Below are 25,210 nucleotides of genomic sequence, written 5' to 3' on the forward strand. Positions count from 1 at the left end.
TTAAGGTTAACCGCTGCCCGCGAAGGCGCTCACACCAGCACTGTCCACAGGGCAAACCCTGCATACCACAACACCGCACAACGCAGCAGCAGCTCCCACAGGCTGTCCAGACGCCCCAGCCCGCGCTGGGGGTCTTCTTCCTCGGGGATATCATCGGCAATGCGCCCGACCCTGGCCACCAGGTGCCCGGCGCTGATATGCCAGTTGAGCAGCTCGTGCAGCATCACCCGCATCACCGCGACAAAATTGCCGACCAGCGCGAAGCTCAGGGCGAGCATCCGCACTGGCAGCCAGTCCATGACATGCCGCAGCTGTTCGGCACGGGCCTTGAGCGCAGGCTGGCGGCTATGCTCACCCGTCAGTGCCAGCAGACGGTAGGCCAGCGCCGCGCCAGGGCCGAGCACGAAGTACCAGAAGATCACCGCGAAGAAGCTCTGGTAGGCCTGCCACAACAGGTAACCTTGCACACGCACCAGCAGGCTGTGGGGCTCGTCGGCCGCCAGGCCCAGGTCGCGCTCGGCCACATGCAGCGCGGCCTGGTCGTCGCCACGCCGCCAGGCATCGCGGAATGGCCCGAGGGAAGCCTTGGCATCACCGCGCCCCAAGCTGTAGATCAGCACCAGCAAGTGCACCGGCAGAGCCAGCAAACCGTAGGCCACCGGGTCCAGCACGTGCAGCAACAAAACCAGTACCGCCACCGGCGCCAGCACCAGGATCGCCAGTGTCCACCAGGGATGCACTTTGCCGCTGCGCTCCAGTCGCACCAGCTCGCCCAGGAAGAAGCCGTCTCGTTGTACCTGATGGCGCAGCGCAGAGAACTTCTCTACCCACAGCGCCAGTAACAGCACCAGAAAACTCATGCTTTGTCCTCGTTGTCCCTCACGGCCTTGCGGTAACGCGCCCAGTCGAAGGCCGGGCCGGGATCGGTTTTGCGCAGCGGAGCAATGTCGCTGTGGCCCTGAATACGGTCAAGGTCGATCACCGGCCAGGCGGCCTGGATCTGCCGGGTCAGTTGCTCCAGCACGGCGTACTGGACATCGGTATAGGGCAGATCGTCGGTGCCTTCCAGCTCGATCCCGATGGAAAAGTCGTTGCAACCCTCACGCCCGTCGAAACAAGACACGCCGGCATGCCAGGCACGGTCGAGCAACGACACGAACTGGGTCACCGCCCCGTCACGCTCGATGAACAGATGCGCCGAGACGGTCAGGTGGCTGATGCTGGCGAAGTAAGGATGTTCGTTCGGGTCCAGCCGGTTCTGGAAGAACTGCTGGACCTTGCCGTTGCCGAAGCAGGACGGCGGCAGGCTGATGTTGTGGATCACCAGCAGGGAAATCGCTTCACCCTCCGGGCGGGCGTTGAAGTTCGGCGAGGGGCAGTGGGTGATTCCGTTTCCGTGGAACCAGCCAGTGGCACGGTCCAATTGCATGAGGCAGATCCTGAAAAACACCGGTACAGAGCTGCAGTATGCCTTGCACGCGGGCGGCAGTGCATGTGAATGATTGTAATGTCGTCGGCTCAGTGCACCTGTTGCTGGCGCAGGCCTCCGAGCACGGCTTCCAGTGCCCGCTCGAACAGCAGGCCATCATCCAGCAAGCGCGCCTCGCCTCGGCGCAGGGCCTGCGCCAGACCGGCCGAGTTCCATTCGCGCACCTTCATCCCGGTACGGTTGGCGAAGACCAGGCGATCGCTGCTGTCGATGCGCGCGACCAGCTTGCAGCGCAGCGGCTCGTCGTCATCGAGCACTTCTACCCAGGTGCCGATCCGCAAGCGCTGCACCTGGCGCAGCTCCGCCGCGTGCTCATCGAATTGACGCAGTGGCGCGCAGGCGGACTCTTCGGCGATGGCCAGCACGATGTCTTCGGCCACCAGGACTTCGACCAGTTCATGGCTGCCATCTGGCTGTTCGGCCCCCGCACACGCACGCAAGTGCAGTTGTTCCAGTTGCAGGAAGAATTCGCGGGTGGCCGCCGAGTCCAGCGCCACACTGGCCAGGCCGTTACGCAGTGACTTGAGCAGGCCTGGCACTTGTTGCAGTAACACCTGCGGCGGTTGATGCGGGGCGACACTGGCTAGCAAGGTATCCATGGTCGCCAGCGCCTGCTCCCAGGCTGGGGACGCTTCGCCCTGCTTCAGCCAGGCCAGCAACAGCACCTGGCTCCAGGCCTGCACCAGCATGTGCACGACCGCCTGCGGTAAGGTGCGCCCACGCAAGCGCTGGTTGAGCGCCTGCTGCACCTGCTGGCGGGCCTGCAAGGCACGGGCACGCCCTTCCTCGGCATCGCGCGTACGCTGTTCCAGCAGTTCGTTGCGCCGGCGCTCGTCCTGGCTGAAGGCGAGAAATTCCTCCAGCAGTTCGGCGAACAGCGAGGCATCTTCGGTGAAATCGTTGAGCAGCCGCTGGACGATGCGCTCCACGCGCAGATGCAGGCTGTCGCGCAGGCCTTCGCTGCCGGTTTCCCAGCCGATCGCGGCAGCGGCAATCTCATTGAGCAGGCGCCGTGCCGGGTGGCTGGTACGGCTGAACAGGCCTTTGTCCAGCAGCGCTACCTTAAGCAGCGGAATGTGCAGGCGAACGATCAGGGCACGCAGGCTCAGCGGCAGGTTGTCATCGGCGGCGATGTAGGCGAACAGCAGGCCGACCAGGTTGATCATGTCCTCGTCGGCACAGGCGATGCGCCGGCGCGTACCGCTGCGCACGCTGACCCGCAGCAGCAGTTGTTCAAGTTGCTGCCCCAGGTCGAAGTCGTCATCGTCAATCGTGGCCGGCACATAATGCTGCAGGTGCGTAAGCAGGCGCAGCAAGTCGGCGGTGCTGATCGGCTCTGCACTGGCAGCGGCTTGCAGGCGCGGGGCGATGTGCCCTCGGCAAGGCGCCAGCAGGCCTTCCAGCGAACGCATGAAGGCCTGCCCGGCACTGTCTGCCCCCATGGCATCAGGCTCGCGGTTGGCCGGCACGCGCCGCGCACTCAGGCGGCGGTCTTCGGCGCGCCGACGCGGTGCTGGCTGCAGCTCCGGCATCACGCCCGCAGCGGCCAGCAACTGGTTGGCTTCAGCATAAAGCACGTCGATGTCACGCAGCACATAGCGCTCGAACAGCTTGAGCAGGATCAGCTTGACCCGCAGGCCCACGCCCAGGTTGCGCCCGGCATCGAGGAAATAGCCACACAGCGCAGCAGGCCCGAACGGGTTCTGTAGTTCGTCGAAGCTGCGCGCAAGCAGGCACTGCAAACGCATGCCCAGTTGCTCGAGGGCGAGGCCATCACGCGACAGCACCCGGGCAACCATGCCGTCGACGGCGACGGCACGCTCCCTGTACGCCTGATTTTTCGACGCCTGCTGGCCCAGCGGGTCGAACTGGCCGATCCGGGCGAAGGTGTCGTAGAAGATATCGAGAAAGCCGCGTTCGATGTGCTTGCGCTTCAGGCGCAGGTCCCGCATGGCCTCGAAGTACAGGTTCTGGTCGAAGCGGTCGGCTGCCCGATCGGCCATTTCGAAAAGCGTGTCGTCGGCATTGTCGAACAGCGCCTGCAGGCCCTGGCGCAGTTGCAGGGCAGCCTTGTCACGCACTTGCAGAAGCAACACCGGGAGGCAAGGCAAGGGCGTGCGTGCGCCTCGATCGATGGCAGCCGCCAGGGGCACCACCTTGCCTTCTTTATGCATCCCGGACTCCTTGCTGGGTAATGTATTCGACAGCGCGAAAAATCGTCAAAGCTATGACGCCAATTGTTAGGCGCCATTATCGGTAAAAATGCCGACAGCTGCCAGCACTCTTCACTGGCCGGCAAGTGACTCTGTTTTCGGGAAAATGCTCATTTGATCTGACCAGTGGTCACCTGCAAGGCAAGCTGTACACGGCGTAGCCCCCCTGCCCTATAATCGCCGGCATCTAGCTTGTGGAGCCGACCATGCCGAACCTACGCCTTGCCGACCTGACCGCCGAGATCGAAGCCAATGTGCGCCGTGCACTGCTGGAGGACATCGGCAGCGGCGACATCACCGCGCAGCTGATCCCGGCCGAGCGCCTGGCCAAGGCCACCATCATCACCCGCGAAGACTGCGTGATTGCCGGCACCGCCTGGGTCGATGCCGTGTTCCGTCAGCTTGACCCGCGCGTGGCCGTGCACTGGCAGGTGGCCGATGGCGAGCGCGCCACCGCCAATCAGCCGCTGTTCCACCTCGAAGGCCCGGCGCGTTCGCTGCTCAGCGGTGAGCGCAGCGCACTGAACTTCCTGCAGATGCTGTCGGGTGTGGCCACCCGTGCGCGCTTCCTGGCCGACCTGGTCGAAGGCACCCAGGTGCAGCTGCTCGACACCCGCAAGACCCTGCCGGGCCTGCGCCTGGCGCAGAAGTACGCAGTCACCTGCGGCGGTTGCCACAACCACCGCATCGGCCTGTATGACGCCTTCCTGATCAAGGAAAACCACATTGCCGCCAGCGGTGGCGTGGCCGAGGCCGTGGCGGCTGCGCACCGCATTGCCCCGGGCAAGCCGGTGGAAATCGAAGTGGAAAGCCTGGATGAACTGCGTCAGGCGCTAAATGCGGGCGCCGACATCATCATGCTCGACGAGCTGACCCTGGATGAAATGCGCGAAGCGGTGCGCATCAACGCTGGCAAGGCCAAGCTGGAAGCCAGTGGCGGGGTCAACGAAACCACCCTGCGCGTGATTGCCGAGACCGGCGTCGACTATATCTCGATTGGCGCCATGACCAAGGATGTGAAGGCCGTGGACCTGTCGATGCGACTGAGCCTGTGAGCGAATCGCAGGCATGAAAAAACCGGCCAGATGGCCGGTTTTTTATTTCCTGAATCAGAACGAGGCGTTGGCCAGGCCGTCCAGGTAACGCTCGACGTCCAGTGCTGCCATGCAGCCGGCACCGGCCGAGGTGATGGCCTGACGGTAAACGTGGTCAGCCACATCGCCCGCAGCGAACACACCTTCGACGTTGGTGGCGGTGGCGTTGCCTTCACGGCCGCCGGCAACCACCAGGTAGCCGTCCTTGAGGGTCAGCTGGCCTTCGAACAGCGAGGTGTTCGGGGTGTGGCCGATGGCGATGAACACGCCGTCGACCTTGATTTCGTCGCTGCTGCCATCGTTGTTCTTCAGGCGCGCACCGGTCACGCCCATGTTGTCACCCAGCACTTCGTCCAGGGTGGCGTTGAGCTTGAGCTCGATCTTGCCTTCGGCAACTCGGGCGTTGAGCTTGTCGACCAGGATCTTCTCGGCGCGGAAGGTTTCACGGCGGTGCACCAGGGTCACCTTGCTGGCGATGTTGGCCAGGTACAGCGCTTCTTCCACGGCAGTGTTGCCGCCGCCGACCACGGCGACCGGCTTGTTGCGGTAGAAGAAGCCGTCGCAGGTGGCGCAGGCCGACACGCCCTTGCCCATGAACGCTTCTTCCGACGGCAGGCCCAGGTAACGGGCGCTGGCGCCGGTGGCGATGATCAGCGCGTCGCAGGTGTACTTGCCGCTGTCACCCTGCAGGGTGAACGGCTTGTTGGCCAGGTCGACGGCATTGATGTGGTCGAAGACGATTTCGGTCTCGAAACGCTCGGCGTGCTCCTGCATGCGCTGCATCAGGGCCGGGCCGGTCAAGCCGTGGGGGTCGCCCGGCCAGTTGTCGACTTCGGTGGTGGTGGTCAGCTGGCCACCCGCCTGCATGCCGGTGATCAGCAGTGGCTTGAGGTTGGCGCGGGCGGCGTAGACCGCGGCGCTGTAACCGGCAGGGCCGGAACCAAGGATGATGACGCGCGAATGACGTACTTCAGACATGTCGAACTCCTGTCGAGCGGGCCCAACGGGGCCGCCAGCTGGAAATTAAAAAGGACCTGCGCAGCACTTGGGGAAGTGCTACAACGCACAGGCCCTGAAAGCGGAAAGTTGAGCGCACTGTAGCGAGGTGGCAGAGATTAAGGAAATATCCTTCGACAATCCACCTCATAGGCATCCTCTATCTGCGAATTTCACCTGGGCAAACGGCCCTGGCGCATTTGTTACAGCCGGTTTCTTCATGTCCGCCTGCCTTTCGTCGGCGCGGCAAACTCGGTAAGGTCAGCGCGTTTTCCCTTCTCTGCGGAGTGTCCCGATGCAAGCCCCTGTCCTCTCCGGCCCCCAGTACCTGCGCGAAGGCCTGAAACTGGTGCTGAGCCCCAACCTGCGGATGTTCGTGCTGTTGCCGCTGGCGATCAACCTGCTGCTGTTCGGCGGCCTGATCTACTTCGCCGGCCACGAGTTCAGCCTGTGGCTCGACGCGCTGATGCCGACCCTGCCCAGCTGGCTGAGCTTCCTTTCCTACATTCTCTGGCCACTGTTCGTCGCCTTGCTGGTGCTGATGGTGTTCTTCACCTTCACCCTGGTGGCCAACGTCATTGCCGCGCCGTTCAACGGCTTTCTCGCGGAAAAGGTAGAAGTGGTGGTACGCGGCCAGGACCCGTTCCCGGCGTTCAGCTGGGGCGAACTGGTGGCCATGGTGCCACGCACCTTCAGCCGCGAGATGCGCAAGCTCGGCTACTTCCTGCCACGGGCCATCGGCCTGTTCATCCTGTCGCTGATCCCGGTGGTCAACGTGATCGCCGCACCGCTGTGGTTGGTGTTCGGCGTGTGGATGATGGCCATCCAGTACATCGACTACCCGGCGGACAACAACAAGATGAGCTGGCAAGACATGCTCGCCTGGCTGCGGCAGAAGCGCTGGCAGTCGATGGGGTTTGGCGGGATTACCTACCTGGCCTTGCTCATTCCGGGCGTGAACGTGTTGATGATGCCGGCGGCAGTGGCGGGGGCCACGCTGTTCTGGGTGCGTGAGCGCACGTAGTAGATATGTGGCACCTGCCTCGGCTCTGTTCGATCTTCAATGCGCTCAAGGCCGCACCGTCGTGGCCTTCTAACCACTGGAGATCAAAGATGGAATTCACAGACGTCAAATCGAAAGACTTCATTGAGCTTGCGGGAATCCCAGAACATCTTCAGGGCAAGGTCATCGCCGAGCAGCGAGTAAAGTGGCGGCTGCACGAGGCTCTGCAAGCCAATGACATCCATGAGCCAATCGAGCGCTTGCACTACACCACCTGGGACTCCAACAGCGGCGCGGTCAACTACAGCCAACCCCTGGTGGAGTTGCTGGTCGATGCAGTACTGCAAAGTGAAGCCCCCACTATCGGGCCAGCCGGAGGCATCTTCACCGCTCTTGGTGTGAATGGGGAGGAGTTTCATGTAGCTGTCGATCTGGCAGCTGTTCACGACGCCGTCTCGACCGTCTACCGGCACATCAAGCAAACCGAACAGGCCGATTGACCTACACCCTGAGCAAAGGGGCCAGCCTGAGCCCTTTGCCCTCTTGAGCCGTTATCAGTGGCTCAACTGGCTGGAAAACTGCCCCACCGCATCCACCACCTTCTTCGCCCCTTCCTGGATCTCGACAATCACCCCACCGGTATCCGCAGCCAGCGCCAGCCCTTGTTCGGCCTGGCGCTTGCTGGTGTCGATGATGTCCACCGCCGCCTGGGCCAGCTGCTCGTTCTGCTGCACCACCTTGGCAATCTCCTCGGTGGCGCTGCTGGTACGCGAGGCCAGCTGCCGCACTTCGTCGGCGACCACGGCGAAGCCCCGCCCCTGCTCGCCGGCGCGGGCGGCTTCGATGGCGGCGTTGAGCGCCAGCAGATTGGTCTGCCCGGCGATGTCGCTGATGGTCTTGATGATTGCGCCAATCACCTTGGACTGCCTGTCCAGCGCCTGGATACCCTCGGCAGCCTCCTGCATGGAGCCTTCCAGCCCACGCATCACGTCCACGGTCTGGGTCACCACATCGGTGGCCTTGCGAGCGCTGCTGTCGGTCTCCAGGGAGGTGTTGTAGGCAATGTCGGCAGCCTGCGCCACCGCCTGCTCCTGATTGACCTGGTCGGTGATCACGGTGGCGAACTTGACCACCTTGTACAGCACGTCATGGGCATCGAAGATCGGGTTGTAGGACGCCTCCAGCCAGATCGTGCGCCCATGGGCGTCGATTCGCTTGAAACGATCGGCCACGTACTCGCCACGGCGCAGTTTGTCCCAGAATGCCTGGTAACCCGCCGAGTTGGCTTCCTCCGGTTCGCAGAACATGCGGTGATGCTTGCCACGCACCTGTTCCAAGCTGTAGCCCACCGTCTGCAGGAAGCGGTCGTTGGCAGTCAGCACCTCGCCGTTGAGGCTGAATTCGATCACGGCGGTGGAGCGCATCAGTGCCTTGATCAGGCTCTCGTGCTCACGCGAGGCTTCAATGGTCCGGGTCAGGTCGCTGGAGTGCATGGAAAAATGCCTGATCCGGCCATCCGCGCCCTTCACCGGCTGGAGGATCGAACGCAGCCACGCCTCCTGGCCATTTCCGCGCAACAGGCGGAAGGCACCGTTGAGGTGCTCGCCACGGCTGATGGCGTTCTTCATGCGCTGGTAGAAGTCGAGCGTCTTCACATGCGCTGGCACGATTTCTTCGATGTTGCGGCCAATGAGTTGCTCGGCGCGGTAGAGCATTTCACTCTCGAAATTGCCGTTGACCTGCTTGATGCGCCCCTGGGGGTCGAGCTGCAGCACCAGCATCTCGCTGTCGAGGCTGCTCTTGACCTGCTCGACGGCCATCAGCTCTTCGCGCAGTTGCTGGATTTCTTTCTTGAGCTTGCTGTTGAACATCACCGCACTCCCGGAGCGCATCAAACCGATTCGAATGCATCTTCATCGGCTGCGCCGCGTGCCGCTTGAGCACCCTGCAAAGAAATATTCACACAGGCGAAACTGCCGGAAATCAGGCGTCACTTGCGCGTCACAAGGTTGTCATGTGAGCGCAACGCGGCAGGTGGACACTTTTTGTCATGAATACATCTGCCCTACGTATCTGCCTTGTCAGCGAAACCTTCCCACCCGAAATAAACGGTGTGGCCAATACCCTTGGCCGCCTCAGCGAAGGTTTGCGACAGCGTGGCCACCAGGTGGAAATCGTTCGCCCACGGCAAGCCAACGAGGCACCGGCGGACGATGACCAGGGCCTGTTGCTCTGCCGTGGCTGGGCACTACCCGGCTACCCCGGCCTGCAGTGGGGCGAGGTGTCGATGCACAAGCTGTTGCGCCGCTGGCGCCGGCAGCGCCCGGACGTGCTGTATATCGCCACCGAAGGGCCATTGGGCTTGAGTGCCCTGCGCGCTGCCCGGCGCCTGGGGGTGGCCGTGGTCAGCGGCTTTCACACCAATTTCCCGCAATACTCCGGCCAGTACGGCCTCGGCTTGCTCGCACGCCTGCTCACCCATTACCTGCGCTGGTTCCATCGGCGCACCGCCGCCACCTTGGTGCCCAGCGTCAGCCAGCGCCTGGAACTGGAACGCCGCGGGTTCGAGCGCCTGGCCTTGATGGCCAGGGGCGTCGATGCCAGCCTGTTCAACCCGGCCCGACGCAGCCAGGCGTTACGCGAAAGCTGGGGGCTCGGCGCAGACGACATCGCCGTGCTCCACGTCGGGCGCCTGGCCGCGGAAAAGAACCTGACGCTGCTGCAGCCGTGCCTGCACGCCTTGCAGAAAACTTATCCACAGCGGCGCCTGCGCCTGGTGGTGGTGGGTGATGGCCCGCAGCGGGCAGCCCTCGAACAGCAGATGCCGGATGCGGTGTTCTGCGGCGCCCAGCGCGGCGAAGCACTGGCCGAACACTACGCCAGCGGCGACCTGTTCCTGTTCCCGAGCCTGACCGAAACCTTTGGCAACGTGGTGCTCGAAGCCATGGCCTCGGGGCTGGCCGTGGTCGCCTACGATGAAGCTGCCGCGGCCCAGCACATCCGCCATGGCCACAGCGGCGCGCTGGCGATGCCTGGCGACCAGTGCGCATTCATCGATGCCGCCTGCTGGCTGCTGGAAGAAAGCGAAACCCTGCGCCGGGTTCGCCTGAACGCCCGCCAGCATGCCAGCCGCCAAGGCTGGCCGGCGATCGTCGAGCAATTCGAGTCGCACTTGTTCAACGCTTGCCACACGGCACCTGCCGGCAGCCAACCGACAGGCGCCGCGCTGGCGATCAAGCCAGAGTCGTCAACGCCTCACGGCTGAACGGCAGCACATCCGCTTCACGCCCTTCGCGCACCTTCTGCGCCCACTCGGCGTCCACCAGCAGGGCACGGCCAACCGCCACCAGGTCGAACTCTTCGTCGCCCAGACGGCGCAGCAAGCCTTCCAGGCTGGCCGGCTTGGCAACCTTGTCAGTGGCGACCATGAACTGCAGGAACTCGCCATCGAGCCCCACGCTGCCGACAGTGATGGTCGGCTTGCCGGTGAGTGTGCGAGTCCAGCCGGCCAGGTTCAGCTCGCAACCTTCGAACTCAGGCTCCCAGAAGCGCCGGGTCGAGCAGTGGAAGATATCCACACCCGCCGCCGACAGCGGTTCGAGGAAAGCTGCCAGTGCTTCCGGCGTTTCCACCAGACGTGCGCTGTAGTCCTGCTGCTTCCACTGCGAGAAGCGGAAGATGATCGGGAAGTCCGGCCCCACGGCAGCGCGCACGGCCTCGATCAGCTCGATGGCAAAGCGCGAGCGGCCGGCCAGGTCACCGCCATATTCGTCGCTGCGACGGTTGCTGGCCTCCCAGAAGAACTGGTCGATCAGGTAGCCGTGGGCGCCATGGATCTCCACGCCGTCCATGCCGATGGCCTTGGCATCGCGGGCCGCTTGGGCAAAGGCGGCGATCACGTCGCGGATGTCGTCATGGGTCATGCCATGCACCAGCACCTGGCCGTCCTTGACCTTCTCGCTCGGCCCGTAACCCGGCACGCTGGCGTCCGGCTCGGTGCCCAGGCGGCGCACCATGCCGACGTGCCACAGCTGCGGCACGATACGGCCGCCTTCGGCATGCACTGCGTCGACCACCTGCTTCCAGCCAGCCAAGGCATCTTCACCATGGAAGCGCGGCACATTGGGGTAGCCGTTGGCTGCCTTGTGCCCGACCGTGGTGCCCTCGGTGATGATCAGCCCCACGCCTGCCGCAGCACGGCGGCGGTAGTACTCGACCACGCCGGCGTGTGGCACGCCACCCGGGCAGAAGGTACGGGTCATGGGCGCCATGACGACGCGGGTCGGCAGCTCGAGCGCGCCGAGGGTGAAAGGCTGGAACAGGGGGTTGCTGGGCATGGGGCGCTTCCGTCTGGGGTAGGAAATGCGCCTGAGGTTAGGGGGTGCGAGAGGCTGGGCCCAGCATTATTGATTTGAGTGATTCTGGTACATCGCCGGGGCCGCTTCGCGCCCCGGCAAAAGATCAATTCAGGGCTTTCTCGATGGCCTGGATCACCACTGGATCGTCAGGAGTGGTACGCGGGGCAAAGCGCGCCAGCACCCGACCGTCCTTGCCCACCAGGAACTTTTCGAAGTTCCAGGTTATGTCACCAGGGAATTCCGCCCCCTCACCCGCCAGCAGACGGTACAGCTGGTGACGCTCATGGCCATTGACCTCCAGCTTGGCCCCTAGCGGGAAGCTGACGCCATAGTTGAGGCGGCAGAACTCCTGAATTTCCTTCTCGCTGCCCGGCTCCTGGCCGGCAAACTGGTTGCAGGGCAGGCCCAGAACATTGAAGCCCTTGCCCTTGAATTGCTGATGGAGCTTTTCCAGCGAAGCGTATTGCGGCGTCAGGCCACACTTGGAGGCGACATTGACCACCAGCACCACCTGGCCCTTGAACGGTGCCAGGGGCAGGTCCTCGCCGTTCAGCGCCTTCAACGTCAGGTCATGAAATGCACTCATGATGAATCCCCTCTCAGGTTCCCGGTTGCCGCAGGGGGCAAATTTCGCCCACTAAAAAGGCGCTCTTCCAAGCCGCGCACCTCCCGCTGGGGAGGCATGCCGGCTTGTCCGAGCGCCTGGCGACTTTCTGAGCTTAGCGCAGAAAATCAGTGGTGATGGCCGCCTTCACCGTGGATGTGACGGTGAGCGATTTCTTCTTCGCTGGCGTCACGCACGTCGACAACCTTGACCTTGAAGTTCAGGCGCTGGCCAGCCAGTGGGTGGTTGCCGTCAACGGTGATGTCGTCGCCGTCGATGTCGCGGATGGTGACGATCTGCATCTGGCCGTCTGGCGCCGATGCGTGGAACTGCATGCCGACTTCCAGTTGGTCGACGCCTTCGAACAGGCTGCGATTCAGGGTGCTGACCAGCTCGGCCAGGTATTCGCCGTAGGCGTCTTCCGGCTCGATGGCAACTTCCAGCTCGTCACCGGCTTGCTTGCCTTCCAGGGCTTTTTCCAGGCCTGGGATGATGTTGGCGGCACCGTGCAGGTAAACCAGCGGCGCACCGCCGGCGGAGCTGTCGATGGTCTCCCCGGCGTCGTTGGTCAGGGTATAGTCGATGGAGACAGCCTTGTTGGCGGCGATCAGCATGGGGCAAGACCTTTTGCAAAAGTATGTAGAGCGGACAAGTGTAACCAAGGCATCGCCTGAATGCGACCGCAGCGCGGACGAGGGGCGACCCATCAGTCGGATCACCGGCTTCCAGCAGGACGAAGAAGGCCACTGGGTGGTCGAGCTGTCCTGCGGCCACACCCAGCACCTGCGCCACCAGCCACCGTGGCAGGCACGCCCGTGGGTGCTCGACGCCGAACAGCGCGCCGAGCGCATCGGCCAGCCATTCGCTTGCGGCTGGTGCGCACAAGGGGCCGATAGCGCTACCCTTGGCCGTTGATTCCTTGCACCGCTTATTTCGAGAAGCACGCATGCAGACATTTTTCATTGCGCCGACCGACTTTGGTGTCGGCCTGACCTCCATCAGCCTGGGCCTGCTCCGCACCCTGGAACGCGCCGGGCTCAAGGTCGGTTTTTTCAAGCCGATCGCCCAGCCTCATCCCGGCGACACCGGCCCGGAGCGTTCCACCGAACTGGTCGCCCGCACCCACGGCATCAAGCCACCGGTGCCACTGAGCCTGGCCCAAGTCGAGCGCATGCTTGGCGATGGCCAGCTGGACGAGTTGCTCGAAGAAATCATCCGCCTGTACCAGCAAGCCTGTGTCGGTAATGACGTGGTGGTGGTCGAGGGTATGGTGCCGACCCGCCACGCCAGTTACGCCGCACGGGTCAACCTGCACCTGGCCAAAAGCCTGGATGCCGAAGTGATCCTGGTTTCCGCCCCGGAAAACGAAGTGCTCAGCGAGCTGTCCGGGCGGGTCGAACTGCAGGCCCAGCTGTTCGGTGGCCCACGCGACCCGAAAGTGCTGGGGGTGATCCTCAACAAGGTGCGCACCGACGAGAGCATGGCCGACTTCGCCACCCGCCTGCGCGAGCACTCGCCACTGCTGCGCGGCAACGACTTCCGCCTGCTCGGCTGCATTCCCTACCAGCCCGAGCTGAACGCCCCGCGCACCCGCGACGTGGCCGAACTGCTCGGCGCCCAGGTGCTCAACGCCGGCGACTACGAGCAGCGGCGGATGAACAAGATCATCATCTGCGCCCGCACCGTGGCCAATACGGTACCGCTGCTGACACCGGGGACCCTGGTGGTGACCCCGGGCGATCGCGATGACATCATCCTGGCCGTGAGCCTGGCCGCAATCAACGGCGTGCCCCTGGCCGGCCTGCTGCTGACCAGCGACAGCAAGCCTGATGCTCGCATCCTCGGCCTGTGCCGCGGTGCCCTGCAGGCCGGCCTGCCGATTCTGTCGGTCAGTACCGGCTCCTACGACACCGCCAACCTGCTTAACTCGCTGAACCGCGAAATCCCGGTGGATGACCGTGACCGCGCCGAATTCATCACCGACTTCGTCGCCAGCCACCTGGACGCCACCTGGTTGCACCAGCGCTGCGGCACGCCACGGGAAATGCGCCTGTCGCCGGCGGTGTTCCGTTACCAGCTGATCCAGCGGGCACAACAGGCCAACAAGCGCATCGTCCTGCCGGAAGGTGCCGAGCCGCTGCTGGTGCAGGCCGCAGCGATCTGCCAGGCGCGTGGCATCGCCCGTTGCGTGCTGTTGGCCAAGCCCGAGGCAGTCGAAGCCGTGGCCCGTGCACAGGGCATCACCCTGCCGCCGGACCTGGAGATCCTCGACCCGGAACTGATTCGCGGGCGCTATGTCGAGCCGATGGTCAACCTGCGCAAGAGCAAGAACCTCAACGCGCCCATGGCCGAGCAGCAGCTGGAAGACCCGGTGGTGATCGGCACCATGATGCTGGCTCTGGACGAGGTCGATGGCCTGGTCTCGGGCCTGGTGCATTCCACCGCCAACACCATCCGCCCGGCGCTGCAACTGATCAAGACCGCGCCCGGCGCCAGCCTGGTGTCGTCGGTGTTCTTCATGCTGTTCCCCGAGCAGGTGCTGGTGTACGGCGACTGCGTGATGAACCCGCACCCCAGCGCCAGCGAGCTGGCCGAGATCGCCCGGCAGAGCGCCGAGTCGGCGCAGGCCTTCGGCATCGCACCACGGGTGGCGATGATCAGTTACTCGAGCGATTCGGCCAGTGACGAGGAAGTGGAGAAAGTACGCGAAGCCACGCGCCTGGCACAGGCGGCGGAGCAAGGGCTGCTGATCGACGGGCCGCTGCAGTACGACGCCGCTGCCAACCCGCAGGTCGCTCGCCAGCTGGCCCCTGAGAGCGAGGTGGCCGGGCGGGCGACGGTGTTCGTGTTCCCTGACCTGAACACTGGCAACACCACCCACAAGGCGGTGCAACGCAGCACCGACGGGGTCAGCCTGGGGCCGATGCTGCAGGGGTTGCGCAAGCCGGTGAACGACTTGCCGCGAGGGGCACAGGTGGACGATATCGTCCATACCATCGCCTTGACGGCGATTCAGGCCAGCAGCATCCGCTGAAATGAAAAAGGGCAGGCCGTTACCGGCCTGCCCTTTTTCATTGCGCCGTACTGAACGGCTTACGGGTACTGCTGAACCTGACCCTGCTGCTGGTCATACTGCTGACCTGGAATAGGCTTCAGGTTGACCTCTACGCGGCGGTTCTGTGCGCGACCATTGGCGTCGGCGTTGCTGGCGATCGGCTGGTCCGGGCCCATGCCGCGCACCGTTACACGCGAAGCATCCACGCCCTGCGAGGTCAGGTAGGTGCTGACAGCCTGCGCACGGCGCTGGGACAGGTCCATGTTGTGCTGGCGGCTGCCGGTGCTGTCGGTGAAGCCCACCACTTCGATGGTGTTCTGGTTGAACGACTTGAACGAGTTGGCCAGGTTGTTCAGCGGGTTGTAGAAGCTAGGCGAAATGTTGGCCGAGTCGGTGGCGAAGGTGATGTTGCCCGGCATGATCAGCTTGATCTGGTCGCCCTGGCGCTGAACTTCGACGCCCGTGTTGGCCATTTTCGCGCGCAGCTCGGCTTCCTGCTTGTCGGCGTAGTAGCCGTAACCAGCAGCGGCGGCGCCGACTGCGGCAGCGCCGATCAGTGCGCCCTTGCCACGGTTGTTGTGGTTGATGGCGGCACCGGCAACAGCACCGGCCAGCGCGCCCAGGCCGCCGTACTTGGCGGTCTTGCTCATGCCCGAGGAATCGCCCTGAGCCTGGCCTTGACTGTCATAAGGATTCTGCCCGGCGCAGCCAGTCATCAGGGCTGCAACGGTTGCGACGATAATCAGACGACGCATGGTGAACATGGACAAGCTCCTACAAAAATTCGTGTGTTCGGCAGATCGCAAAGGGATCTATGCCAGGCATAGATCGCCAGGATACGGAAAAATTCCATGAAAGGCTTTTCATCCAGGCTCAAACCCGTACGAAGGGGTTCTCGCGCATCTCGTCGCCGAGGCGCGTATCCGGCCCGTGGCCGGTGACCACGATAGCGTCTTCGTCCAGGCGATACAGCCGCTCCTTGATCGAGCGAACGATGGCGCGCTGGTCACCGCCCCACAGGTCGGTACGGCCGATGCCGCGACGGAACAGGGTGTCGCCGGCGATCAGCAGCTTGGCATCGGCGAACCAGAAACTCATCGAGCCTGGCGTGTGCCCAGGCGTGTGCAGGGCCACGCCACAACCGCAGGCGAGTTCCTCGTCATCGCCCAGCCAACGGTCTGGCGACGGTACTGGGGTATAGGGCACGCCGAACATCTGGCATTGCATTTCCAGGTTGTCCCACAGCGGCTGGTCCTGCTTGTGCAGGTGCAAGGTAGCGCCGGTGAGTTCCTTGAGCTTGCCCGAAGCGAGGAAATGGTCGAAATGCGCGTGGGTGTGGATGATGCTCACCAGCGTCAGGCCATGGGCCTGCAGGCGGGCGAGGATCTTGTCCGGGTCACCGCCTGGGTCGACGACAATGGCCTTCTTGCTGACGGGGTCGCCAATCAGTGTGCAGTTGCACTGCAAAGGGCCAACGGGGAAAGTTTCGCGGATCAGCGTGGTTGGGGCAGAGTTCATGAGGGGCTCCTGGCGGCTGCCGGGATGGTAGCGTGGGTCTGGGGTGCCTGTCTTGGGGGGGCTCACAGGCGCTACAGATGTTGTGGCAGGCACCTTGCAGCCCTGATGCTATGGCAAATACAACCTGAACAACCCACCCCCAAGCGCGCCACCGTTGGCAATCTCGATTCGCCCACGCACGCCGTTTCGCTCATGCAATGCCGCAATCCGCGCCGCGAAATACAGCCCGAGCCCGGTGCTGCCGCTCTGCGAGTCGATACCCTGCACGTAATCCTGCTGGCGCTCGAGCATCCGCGCCGGGTAACCCGGGCCGTCGTCGTTGACGCTGATGACCAGGTGCTCGTCTTTCTCGCCGATGCTGACCAGCAGCGCATGGCCGGCATAGCGGGTGGCGTTGGTGATCACATTGGCGATCACCGAGGCCACCAGTTCGCGGTCGAAAAAGCCCAGCGGGTTGTCGGTCTCGACACGCCAGGTGGCGAGGATGTCGTTGTGCTGCAGCACTTCCTGGTGGGCCGCCAGCTGCGCTTCGATGAAGTCATCCAGCTCGTGGTAGTCCGGGCATACCGGCAACTGGTTCACCCCCAGTTTGTACAGCCCCAGCAACTGCACCAGCATGCCATTGAGATGACGGAACTCATGCTCGATCACACCCTGCTCAGTACCGCTACGCCACTCTTCAGGCAGCCGTGCCAGCCACTGGTCATGGGACTGGATCAGCGCCGACAGCGAGTTCTTCAGGTCATGCACGGTGGAGGCGATCACCGTGGAAAAATCCAGCCCCTGGTTATCCTGGCTCATGCGCCGAAGACCTTGATGTGCAGTTTGCGGTAGCGGTCGTAGCGGCTGTCGCTGGCCGGGATGCCAGCTACGCGGGCCAGGCAGTCGCGGCATTCCTGCTGGATTGCCGGCGGTGTCACCTCGCCACCGATGCGCAGCAAGGCCTGCGCCGTGTTGAGCGCGATACTGATGTTTTTCGGTTGCAGCGACAGGGCCTTGCGGAACATCTGCAAGGCCTCGTTGAGTTGCCCGGCCTGATAGCTGCGCACACCCTGGCGGTTGAGGTCGACCGCTTCGGTGACCGCGCCCAGTACGGCTGGGTCGTTAGTCAGCTTGGCCACGCTCTGCATGACCTTGGGGTCGTCGCCGTAGGTTTCCACGCAGCCCTTGAGGATGCTGCCGCCAGCTGCTTCCTGGCCGAGCGATTGCAGTTGCCTGGCCACGGTCAAGGCCGCTTCGACCGAGAAAAACTGGTCCATCTTCTCCAGCCGCTGCATGGCCTGCTCGGTGAGCTTGGCGGCGGTTTCGGGGTCGCCCGCCTGCTGCAGGCTGGCGGCCTTCATCAGCCGGGCACGCACTTGCAGGCCCTGGTCTTCGAGGTTGTCTTTGGCCACTTCGCTGAGCACGGTGTTGATCTCGACCCGGGCACGGGCATCCAGGCCGAAGCCGGCGTTCTTGCTCATCAACGCCTGGACCAGCCCAAGGTTGCTTTCGGCATCCTTGTAGCGCGAACTCTGGCCCTGATTCACCGCATGGCGGAAGGCCTTGGAGGCGCTTTCGAAGTCTTCGTTATCCAGCGCCAACTTGCCCAGGGCGGCCTGTCGGCGCACTGCCAGGGGCGACAAGCGTACCGCTTCTTCGAGCATGCCCTGCGCACGCTTGGTTTCGCCTTGAGCGACCAGCACTTCGGCCATGCCATCGTACAGCCCGGGCATGATCGGGAATGCCTTGAGTGCCTGCTCGTAGACCCCCTGGGCCTGGGCGTACTGCCCGCGCTTGTGCATCAGGCTGCCGAGTGCCGAATACACCCAGGGTTGCGGGCGACTGGCGAGGATGCTCTTGAGAAACTTTTCCAGCTCATCGAAGCGGTTGAGGTCACGCAGTGCGTCGGCGCGATAGCGCAGGCACAACGGCGCGAAACGCGGGTCCTTCTTGCACAGCTCGGCACACGCCGCCAGCACTTCGGCCGGGCGACCACGGTCGAGTGCCTGCAGAATCGGCTTGAGCAGGGTCTTGCGCTGGGTCAGTTTGTCCAGGCGCTGGGCCAGTCCCACGCGGTTGAACGGCTTGGTCAGGTAGGCATCCGGCTCATGCTCAAGGGCACTGAGCACAATGGCCTGGCTGCTCTCGGCCGTGACCATGATGAACACGCACTCATGGCTGATCAGCTTGTCGAGGATCAGGTCCTCAAGGACCTGCTGGCCGTTCTTCTTGCCGTCGCCGAGGTGGAAGTCCTGGAGGACATAGTCGTAGCGCTTCTGCCCGCACATGCGCAAAGCCTGCTCGCCACTGTCTGCGGTGTCCACATCGCGCACGCCGAGTTCGCGCAGCATGGAACGGGTCGACGTGCGAAAATCGGTGAAGTCGTCGACGATCAGAAAGCTCTTTTGCCCGTACTGCAGCATCAACACGACCTGTATTGGAAAGATGGGTGGATGGCGCGAGGCGATGCATACCGCCGAAACTTGTATCGGCAGCCGGTCAGGAAAGATGAGGGTGGAGAATGCAGCGCACTCACTCGCTAACGGAACCATGGCTTTGCGCCATCATTTTACCGTGCCATGCCCCTTGCGGCCAGCTTCAGGCCAGCAAGCCCAACGACTTGGCGCGTGCCACTGCCTGGGTGCGACGCTCCACCCCCAGCTTGCTGTTGATATGACTGGCATGGGTCTTGACGGTATGCAGGGAGATGAACAGCCGCTCGCTGATCTGCTGGTTGGAGCAGCCCTGGGCGATCAACTCGAGCACCGCCAGCTCGCGACCACTCAATGCTTCAGTGGCACTGCATGTAAGTGCCACAGGCTCTGGCAGACGCGCCAGCAGTTCGGCCTGGGCCTGGCAGGCTGGTTGCGCCAGTAGTTGCTCACGCAACCACGAAGGGTGCAATTCGATCAGTCGCTGGAAAGGCTGCACCACCCCGCCCCGGGCTGCGCTCAACGCCATGGGTAACAGCTGCGCTGCCTGTGTTTCACGACCCTCGCTCAACAGCAGGTCGACCCACTGCGACAGTGCGTGCAGAGTGAGCATCATGCCGCCACTTGCCTGCCCGCGTTCGGCCAACGCGCACAGACGCGCCACGGCGTCTTCGCTGCGCTGCTGCACACGCTCAAGCAGGGCCTGCTGCAGCTCGATATGCAACGGCAGCAAAGGGTGAAACTCTGGGGCCGCCGCAGGGTGCTCGCCGCCGTAGGTCTGCCCCAGGCGTAGCAACCAGGACTCGGCCAGGTCGATACGTCCCTGCGCGAGCCACAGCTCGCACTTCACCAGGGTGATCATTGCCAGGTAGAAGATCGGTGGCACATCCCAGATGTGCATCAGCCGCTCCGCCTCGGCCAGTTCGGCGAACGCCTCGGCATACTGGCCTTCACGGCCATCGAGCGAAGCAATCACGCAATGGCCGATCAGCACGCTGATGTCGCGACAGGCGCGCGCCTCGCCCAGCCCTGCACGCAAACGTGCGCGCCCTTGCGCGGGTTGCAGGCGCGCCACCAGCAGGTAGCCCTCGTACAGGGTCAGCCGAGCCCGCACCGCGTACAGCCGCTGGGCCGACAACCCGTGCAGGCGTTGCAACCCCTGGCGCACTTCATCCAGCGCCCGCAACACCTCGCCGCGGGCATGCAGCACCCGCGCACGATCGTAATGCGCCAGCGCCTCGAACAACGGGTTGCCGACACGTTGCGCCAACTCCAGCGCTTCGCGGTTCCAGCCACGGGCACGCCAGAAGTCGCCGTCGGCAATGGCCAGGTTGGACAGCGTCGACAGGCACACCAAGCGTTGACCATAGCGCTTGCTCGGCAGGCTCTGCAGCGCTTCGCCGCAATAGGCCAGGGTCCGTTCGCGGTCGCCCCGGCCACGGGCAATGACCCCGCTCAGGGCCAGCCACTGCGCCAGCATCGACTTCTGGGCAGTGGCTGAAGGGGCGGGCAAGAAACGACTGAGGTAACCGGCCAGCTCCTCTGCGGCATCCAGCTGGCAGGCCAGGCCCAACGCCCAGCTGTACAGCACGATCAACCGCGGCGTGCTGATCAGCAGGCTGTCGGGCAGGTCCATCTTCCAGCGCAACAGCATGCCGACGTTCTGCTCAGCCAGCAGTTGTTCTTCGGAAAGGCTTTGCACCAGGTCGGCTGCAACATCCAGATGGCCGGCACGCAACGCCTGTTCCACCGCCTCGTCGAGCAACCCCTGGGCCTGGAACCAGCGGCAGGCACGCAGGTGCAGGCGCGCCAGCGGTTCGCTGGACTGGCGGCTGCGCAGCAAGTCGGAAAACAGGTGATGGTAGCGATACCAGTGGCCATGCTCGTCCAGCGGCACCAGAAACACCTGATGCGCCTGCAGGTAACGCAGGATCGCGTCACTGTCGTGACGGTCACGCAACGCATCGCACAGCGCCGCGCAGAAGCGCTCCTGGCAAGCCGTGTCGACCAGGAACGCCTGCACGTCCGCCGGCAACATCACGATGACTTCTTCCAGCAGGTAATCACGGATCAGCCCTTCACCACCGTGCAGGGCCTGGGGCAAGGCATGCTCGTCACCGGATTCGCTGGCAGCCAACTGCCAGAAGCGCAGCCCGGCCACCCAGCCATCGCTGCGTAGAATCAGGTTATCCAGCGCCTGACCGCGCAGCCCCGTGGGCTGGCGGCCGATCACCGCCAGTGATTCGTCCGCTGTCAGGCGCAGATCCTGCTCGCCAAGCTCGACCAACTGGCGCGACAGGCGCAGCCGCGCCAGGTGCCAATCCGGGCGCTGGCGGCTGGTCACCAGCAGTACCAGGCCAGCGGGCAAGTGATTGAGGAAGAACTGCAGGCAGCGATCGAGTACCGGACCCTGGGCCAAGTGGTAGTCGTCCAGCACCAGCAGCAAAGGCGTATCGGCCTGGAGGTAGAGCGCCAACTCGTCGAGCAAGCTGTCGATCCACTCTTCGAACGCAAAGGGTTGATGGCGCTGGCGCATCTTCAGCAAGCCCATGGCTTGCCCCCCCAAAGCCGGGCAGTACTGCTGCAGCCCTTCGAGCAGGCGTTCGAGGAAGCGGCCGGGGTCGGCATCCCGTTGGCTCAGGCCGAGCCAGAGGCTGCGCCAATGGCTCGGAAGCGACTCGCAGAATTCGATGGCCAGGGAGCTTTTGCCAAAGCCTGCGGGGGCGTTGACCAACAGCAGGCGCCCGCCAAGGCCACTCTGCAGTCGCTGACACAGATGAGCACGCGGCACGTGGCCTTCCGGCTGTGGCGGCCGGAAGAAGCGCCCGTCCAGCAAGCCCAGGGCCTGGCTGGCGAATCCATGCGTACGGGACAGATCTGTCATGGCCGGCTCGTTCTGTTGGGAAGACTACGGCGGTACGGATGCTTGCGAGACTAGCGGGTAATGCAACGCATTTGAAGATGATGGGCGCCACTTGCCTGGAAAAGACTGCGACAAAAAGCAACATGGCTGATGGACAGCGGCTGATGCGGGGCTTTGGCGAGGTATTCATCGGCCTTATCGGCAGGCCAGACAGAAACGCCCCGGCAAGCCGGGGCGTTCTGGGAGGGTCACACGGAGTTGCAGGTTTTCAGCTTAGCGGATACCCGATTGGCGCAGGGCGGCTGGCTGGAAATCGGCCTTGCTGGCACTGAAGCCGAAGTCGTAGGCACGCTTCTCTTCGTTCTTCATGCCCAGGGCCAGGTAGCGGCCCGATTGCAGGTCGTAGATGGCTTCAAGGGTGTACCACGGCACCTGCACGTTGTAGTACGGCTGGGCATGGGCCTCGGACACGCGCCACAGCTGGCCGCGGCCGTCATACTGGTCGATCACCGCAGCTTGCCAGGTGTCTTCGTCGATGTAGAAGTCACGCTTGGCGTAGATATGCCGCTGGCCCGGCTTCAGCGTCGCGACCACGTGCCAGACACGGCGCAGCTCGTAGCGGGTCAGGTCCTGGTTGATGTGCCCGGCCTTGAGGATGTCGGCGTACTTGAGCTTGGGGTCATCCAGTTTGAAGGCGTTGGAGGCGATGTACATCTCCTTCTTGCCTTCGAGCTTCCAGTCGTAGCGGTCTGGCGCACCGTTGTACATATCCAGGTTGTCCGAAGTGCGCAGGCCATCGGCTGCGGTACCCGGGCCGTCGTACGACACCTGCGGGGCCTGGCGCACACGGCGCTGGCCGGCGTTGTAGATCCATGCCTTGCGCGGTTCCTTGACCTGGTCGAGGGTCTCGTGCACCAGCAGCACGGTACCGGCCAGGCGAGCCGGAGCAGTCACCTCCTGCTTGAAGTAGAACAGGATGTTGCCCGGGTTGTTCGGGTCGTAGTCCTTCATCCGGTCGCGGAACACGAACTGGTCCTGGAAGTACACAAGGCTGTACGACCCGTTCTGCTGCGGCGTGGCCTGGGTAACCAGGCGGGTGACGCTGCCGCCGCGGTAGCGGGTGATGTGGTTCCAGATCACTTCCAGGCCGCTTTTCGGGATCGGGAAAGGCACGGCAGTCTGGAAGTTGTTCAGGCCGTTGCCGCCTTCGACCAAGGTGGTCGCGGTGGCGTTCTTCTTGATCGCGGCGAACACATCGTCAGGCACCGTGGAGCCACGGTGGGTCTTGTAGACCGGGATCTTGAAGGTGTCCGGGTAGCGCTTGAGCATGGCCAGCTGGCCCGGCGAGAGCTTGTCCTTGTACTGATCGGCGTTCTGCGCGGTGATGGTCAACAGCGGCTTGTCACTGCCATAGGGGTCGGCAAGGAAGCCCTTGGCATCGACGCTGCCTGCGGTCTTCGACAGTGGCTCCCAGGGGCCGATCGAACCATCGGCGTTGCCGGCCTTTTCCGCGCCCATCGGGGTCAGGGTGCTGCCAAGTTTTGCCGCTTCATCGGCGGAAACCGCAGCCATGACGCTGGTCGCCAGCAGGGACAGGCCCAGTACACCGGCTTGCAGCAGACTTCTGGTCTTGTTCATCTGTGTCTTCCTGGATCAGTGTTCTTAGAAGTTCACGCCGAAGCTGAGAGCGACGAAGTCGCGATCATCCACGGTGCTGTACTTGCCGTCGAAGAAGTTGGTGTACGACAGGCTGGCGGTATAGGTGTTCTGATACTCGGCATCCAGACCCAGGCTGACGGCCTTGCGCCCTTCCTCGAAGTTGCCGCCAGGGCCCGGCGAGTAACCGGAGACGTCATGCGACCAGGCCACGTTGGGCTTGAGGTTGACCCCGGCGAACACGTCGTTGTAGTCCCAGATGACCCGGGCGCGGTAACCCCAGGAGGTGCTGGTGGTGTAGCCGTCGTTCTCGCACTTGCGGTTGAGGTTGGCGGTCGAAGCACCGGCGCCGGCACCAGCGATGGTGCTGGCGTTAAGCGCCTGGCAGGTGTCGGCGCCGCCGGTTGCGGGCAGCGGGCCAGGGCCGAATACCGGGTCACGACCGTAACGGGTATCGTGCGCGTTCTCCAGGCCACCCACATGGGTGACGCCCAGTTCACCGACCACGGTCATGCGGCTGGCGCCCATCACCTGGTCGAAGAAGTGCGTCAGGGTCGTCTGGAACTGGGTGATTTCCTTGCGACGATAGCCGTGCAGGTCTTCGCCTGGCGTACCGGTGAGCAAGGAAGCATTGCTCAGCGCGCCACCAATCGGGCGTACACCAGAGAACAGAATGTCGGTGGTGTTCAGTTGTACCGGTGCGTTCGGCCGGTAGCTGACTTCACCGCTCCAGGCGGTACCCGTGGGCAGTGTGGTGGAGAAGCTCAAGCCATACAGGCGAATGTCCTCGGGGTACTCGACGAAGTACTTCGAATTGCCTGCCACGATCAGCGGCGCCAGCGAACGCAATTGCGCCGGCAACCGGCTGAGGTTGGCGAATACCGACGGCGAAGCGCCGGTAGCGCTGAAAATCGGCGCGCGGCTGTGGTAATTCATGAAGTAGGCGCCGAACTCGGTGTCGAGCGGCTCGAACATGTAGCGCATGGCGACGCCAAACTGGCCACTGTCACGCGCATCGCGGTCGGCACCGCGAGCTACCAGTACACCTTCCTGGTTGATGTTTACGCCTTGAGTGGCCAGGAATTGCTGGGCAGCAGCCGGCACCGTGCGGCTGCTGTTGAGCACGCGCAGGTTGTCGGTGCAGCCGTCGGCGATGATATCGGGCTGGGAGAAGAAAGTGCCGCAGTTGTCGACGACGGTCTGGTCCCACTCGATCTGGTAGAAGGCCTCGGCCGACAGGTTGTCGGTCAGGCTCTGCGAGATGTAGAACATGTTGACCGGAATCAGGCCTTCCTTGATCTCCGCCCCCGGACGACGGAACGCGGACACATCGATCGGGTTGATCGAGTTGATGCCGCCGCCGATGAAAGTGCTCTCACCCCAGCTCACCACCTGCTTGCCCAGACGTACCGACCCCGGTTGATCACCGATCGAGTAGTTGTGGTAGACGAAGGCGTCGAGCAGTTGCGAACCCGCCGACTTGGCACCTTCCTTGCGGCCCGAGTCGCTGATGTCCTTGAATTCGCGGCTTTCGTCCTTCAGCTCGAAGTCGTACCAGTACTTGCCACGCAGGAACACCCCGGTGTCGCCGTACTTCAGCTCAAGGTCGTGGATACCCTTGAAGATCTTCGAAAAGGTCTCGCCCTTCTTGAAGTTCAGGTGGCCGTCGTCGGAGGTTTGCGACAGGCCCTTGCCACCGTTGTTGACCCCGATCAGGTTCTGGTTGGGGTTGGCAGTGGACCAGCTGGCGCCGACGGAGAGCGACGAGTCGAACTGGCCTTCGATTTCACCAATGTTGAAACTGACAGCGAAAGCAGGACTTGCGAGCGTGGAAGCAAGGCTGACGGCCAAGGGCAGCTTGGCCCGGCGCCAGAACAGGTTTGCAGATTTCATCGACGCTACTCCATGTACTTTATTGTTATGGCAGTGAGTCCTTTCAGAAACGGC

The 25,210-nt window shown here is 63.6% G+C and carries 21 protein-coding genes and 1 pseudogene; 6 read left to right on the forward strand and 16 right to left on the reverse strand.

Annotation, left to right across the window (positions count from 1 at the left end; genetic code table 11):
- Nucleotides 1-29: 29 nt before the first annotated feature.
- From ampE to BGP85_RS25350, 3 genes are all read right to left on the reverse strand, one after another.
- Nucleotides 30-860 carry a regulatory signaling modulator protein AmpE gene (gene ampE / locus BGP85_RS25340; protein ID WP_103445667.1) on the reverse strand — a complete coding sequence of 277 codons (831 nt, stop codon included), beginning with the start codon at nucleotides 858-860 and terminating at the stop codon, nucleotides 30-32.
- Nucleotides 857-1,429 (reverse strand): 1,6-anhydro-N-acetylmuramyl-L-alanine amidase AmpD, encoded by a 573-nt coding sequence (gene ampD, locus BGP85_RS25345; RefSeq protein ID WP_103445668.1) that lies wholly within the window; start codon nucleotides 1,427-1,429, stop codon nucleotides 857-859. The genes ampE and ampD overlap by 4 nt, the downstream gene beginning before the upstream one ends.
- Before the next feature lie 89 nt (nucleotides 1,430-1,518).
- Nucleotides 1,519-3,663: a DUF1631 domain-containing protein gene (locus BGP85_RS25350; protein ID WP_103445669.1), complete on the reverse strand. Its 2,145-nt coding sequence runs from the start codon at nucleotides 3,661-3,663 to the stop codon at nucleotides 1,519-1,521.
- 245 nt (nucleotides 3,664-3,908) lie between these two features.
- On the opposite strand from BGP85_RS25350, the gene nadC reads away from it, so the two are divergent.
- On the forward strand, nucleotides 3,909-4,757 hold the full coding sequence (gene nadC / locus BGP85_RS25355; RefSeq protein ID WP_103445670.1) for a carboxylating nicotinate-nucleotide diphosphorylase: 849 nt from the start codon (nucleotides 3,909-3,911) through the stop codon (nucleotides 4,755-4,757).
- 54 nt (nucleotides 4,758-4,811) lie between these two features.
- Here the strand turns inward: nadC and trxB are convergent, their stop codons facing one another.
- A complete protein-coding gene (gene trxB / locus BGP85_RS25360) occupies nucleotides 4,812-5,774 on the reverse strand; it encodes a thioredoxin-disulfide reductase (RefSeq protein ID WP_085673809.1) in 963 nt (320 codons plus the stop codon).
- Between the two features lie 313 nt (nucleotides 5,775-6,087).
- Between trxB and cysZ the strand changes: the two genes are divergently transcribed.
- Complete coding sequence (gene cysZ / locus BGP85_RS25365; RefSeq protein ID WP_103445671.1) at nucleotides 6,088-6,816, forward strand: sulfate transporter CysZ; 729 nt, start codon at nucleotides 6,088-6,090, stop codon at nucleotides 6,814-6,816.
- 89 nt (nucleotides 6,817-6,905) lie between these two features.
- A complete protein-coding gene (locus BGP85_RS25370) occupies nucleotides 6,906-7,295 on the forward strand; it encodes a hypothetical protein (RefSeq protein WP_103445672.1) in 390 nt (129 codons plus the stop codon).
- A gap of 54 nt (nucleotides 7,296-7,349) precedes the next feature.
- On the opposite strand, the gene BGP85_RS29715 is transcribed toward BGP85_RS25370, so the two are convergent.
- Both BGP85_RS29715 and BGP85_RS29720 read right to left on the reverse strand, forming a co-directional pair.
- Nucleotides 7,350-7,781, reverse strand: a complete 432-nt coding sequence (locus BGP85_RS29715; RefSeq protein WP_374755346.1) for a methyl-accepting chemotaxis protein — start codon at nucleotides 7,779-7,781, stop codon at nucleotides 7,350-7,352.
- A gap of 156 nt (nucleotides 7,782-7,937) precedes the next feature.
- Nucleotides 7,938-8,687, reverse strand: a pseudogene (locus tag BGP85_RS29720) (PAS domain-containing protein); the annotation flags it as partial.
- A gap of 158 nt (nucleotides 8,688-8,845) precedes the next feature.
- Between BGP85_RS29720 and BGP85_RS25380 the strand changes: the two are divergent.
- On the forward strand, nucleotides 8,846-10,060 hold the full coding sequence (locus tag BGP85_RS25380; protein WP_103445674.1) for a glycosyltransferase family 4 protein: 1,215 nt from the start codon (nucleotides 8,846-8,848) through the stop codon (nucleotides 10,058-10,060).
- On the opposite strand, the gene BGP85_RS25385 is transcribed toward BGP85_RS25380, so the two are convergent.
- From BGP85_RS25385 to BGP85_RS25395, 3 genes are all read right to left on the reverse strand, one after another.
- On the reverse strand, nucleotides 10,029-11,132 hold the full coding sequence (locus tag BGP85_RS25385; RefSeq protein ID WP_103445675.1) for an NADH:flavin oxidoreductase: 1,104 nt from the start codon (nucleotides 11,130-11,132) through the stop codon (nucleotides 10,029-10,031). The genes BGP85_RS25380 and BGP85_RS25385 overlap by 32 nt on opposite strands.
- A gap of 124 nt (nucleotides 11,133-11,256) precedes the next feature.
- Nucleotides 11,257-11,739: a glutathione peroxidase gene (locus BGP85_RS25390; protein WP_103445676.1), complete on the reverse strand. Its 483-nt coding sequence runs from the start codon at nucleotides 11,737-11,739 to the stop codon at nucleotides 11,257-11,259.
- A gap of 146 nt (nucleotides 11,740-11,885) precedes the next feature.
- Nucleotides 11,886-12,371, reverse strand: a complete 486-nt coding sequence (locus BGP85_RS25395) for an FKBP-type peptidyl-prolyl cis-trans isomerase (protein ID WP_027918346.1) — start codon at nucleotides 12,369-12,371, stop codon at nucleotides 11,886-11,888.
- Here BGP85_RS25395 and BGP85_RS25400 point away from each other — a divergent pair.
- Both BGP85_RS25400 and pta read left to right on the forward strand, forming a co-directional pair.
- Nucleotides 12,370-12,672 carry a DUF3565 domain-containing protein gene (locus BGP85_RS25400; RefSeq protein ID WP_103445677.1) on the forward strand — a complete coding sequence of 101 codons (303 nt, stop codon included), beginning with the start codon at nucleotides 12,370-12,372 and terminating at the stop codon, nucleotides 12,670-12,672. The genes BGP85_RS25395 and BGP85_RS25400 overlap by 2 nt on opposite strands.
- A gap of 31 nt (nucleotides 12,673-12,703) precedes the next feature.
- A complete protein-coding gene (gene pta, locus BGP85_RS25405; protein ID WP_103445678.1) occupies nucleotides 12,704-14,791 on the forward strand; it encodes a phosphate acetyltransferase in 2,088 nt (695 codons plus the stop codon).
- A 59-nt stretch (nucleotides 14,792-14,850) separates the two neighbouring features.
- On the opposite strand, the gene BGP85_RS25410 is transcribed toward pta, so the two are convergent.
- The 7 genes from BGP85_RS25410 to BGP85_RS25445 form a co-directional block, all read right to left on the reverse strand.
- Nucleotides 14,851-15,576 (reverse strand): OmpA family protein, encoded by a 726-nt coding sequence (locus BGP85_RS25410; protein ID WP_103445679.1) that lies wholly within the window; start codon nucleotides 15,574-15,576, stop codon nucleotides 14,851-14,853.
- A gap of 109 nt (nucleotides 15,577-15,685) precedes the next feature.
- Nucleotides 15,686-16,330 (reverse strand): MBL fold metallo-hydrolase, encoded by a 645-nt coding sequence (locus BGP85_RS25415; protein ID WP_103445680.1) that lies wholly within the window; start codon nucleotides 16,328-16,330, stop codon nucleotides 15,686-15,688.
- A 108-nt stretch (nucleotides 16,331-16,438) separates the two neighbouring features.
- Nucleotides 16,439-17,131 (reverse strand): sensor histidine kinase, encoded by a 693-nt coding sequence (locus BGP85_RS25420; RefSeq protein WP_103445681.1) that lies wholly within the window; start codon nucleotides 17,129-17,131, stop codon nucleotides 16,439-16,441.
- Nucleotides 17,128-18,735 carry a tetratricopeptide repeat-containing response regulator gene (locus BGP85_RS25425; RefSeq protein WP_103445682.1) on the reverse strand — a complete coding sequence of 536 codons (1,608 nt, stop codon included), beginning with the start codon at nucleotides 18,733-18,735 and terminating at the stop codon, nucleotides 17,128-17,130. The genes BGP85_RS25420 and BGP85_RS25425 overlap by 4 nt, the downstream gene beginning before the upstream one ends.
- 175 nt (nucleotides 18,736-18,910) lie before the next feature.
- A complete protein-coding gene (locus tag BGP85_RS25430; RefSeq protein WP_103445683.1) occupies nucleotides 18,911-21,628 on the reverse strand; it encodes a LuxR C-terminal-related transcriptional regulator in 2,718 nt (905 codons plus the stop codon).
- Nucleotides 21,629-21,880: 252 nt separating this feature from the next.
- Nucleotides 21,881-23,245: a DUF1329 domain-containing protein gene (locus BGP85_RS25440; RefSeq protein ID WP_103445685.1), complete on the reverse strand. Its 1,365-nt coding sequence runs from the start codon at nucleotides 23,243-23,245 to the stop codon at nucleotides 21,881-21,883.
- Nucleotides 23,246-23,269: 24 nt separating this feature from the next.
- Nucleotides 23,270-25,156 (reverse strand): DUF1302 domain-containing protein, encoded by a 1,887-nt coding sequence (locus tag BGP85_RS25445; protein WP_103445686.1) that lies wholly within the window; start codon nucleotides 25,154-25,156, stop codon nucleotides 23,270-23,272.
- Nucleotides 25,157-25,210 lie beyond the last annotated feature (54 nt).

Source organism: Pseudomonas putida (genome assembly GCF_002906855.1).
GTDB classification, from domain to species: Bacteria; Pseudomonadota; Gammaproteobacteria; order Pseudomonadales; family Pseudomonadaceae; genus Aquipseudomonas; species Aquipseudomonas putida_N.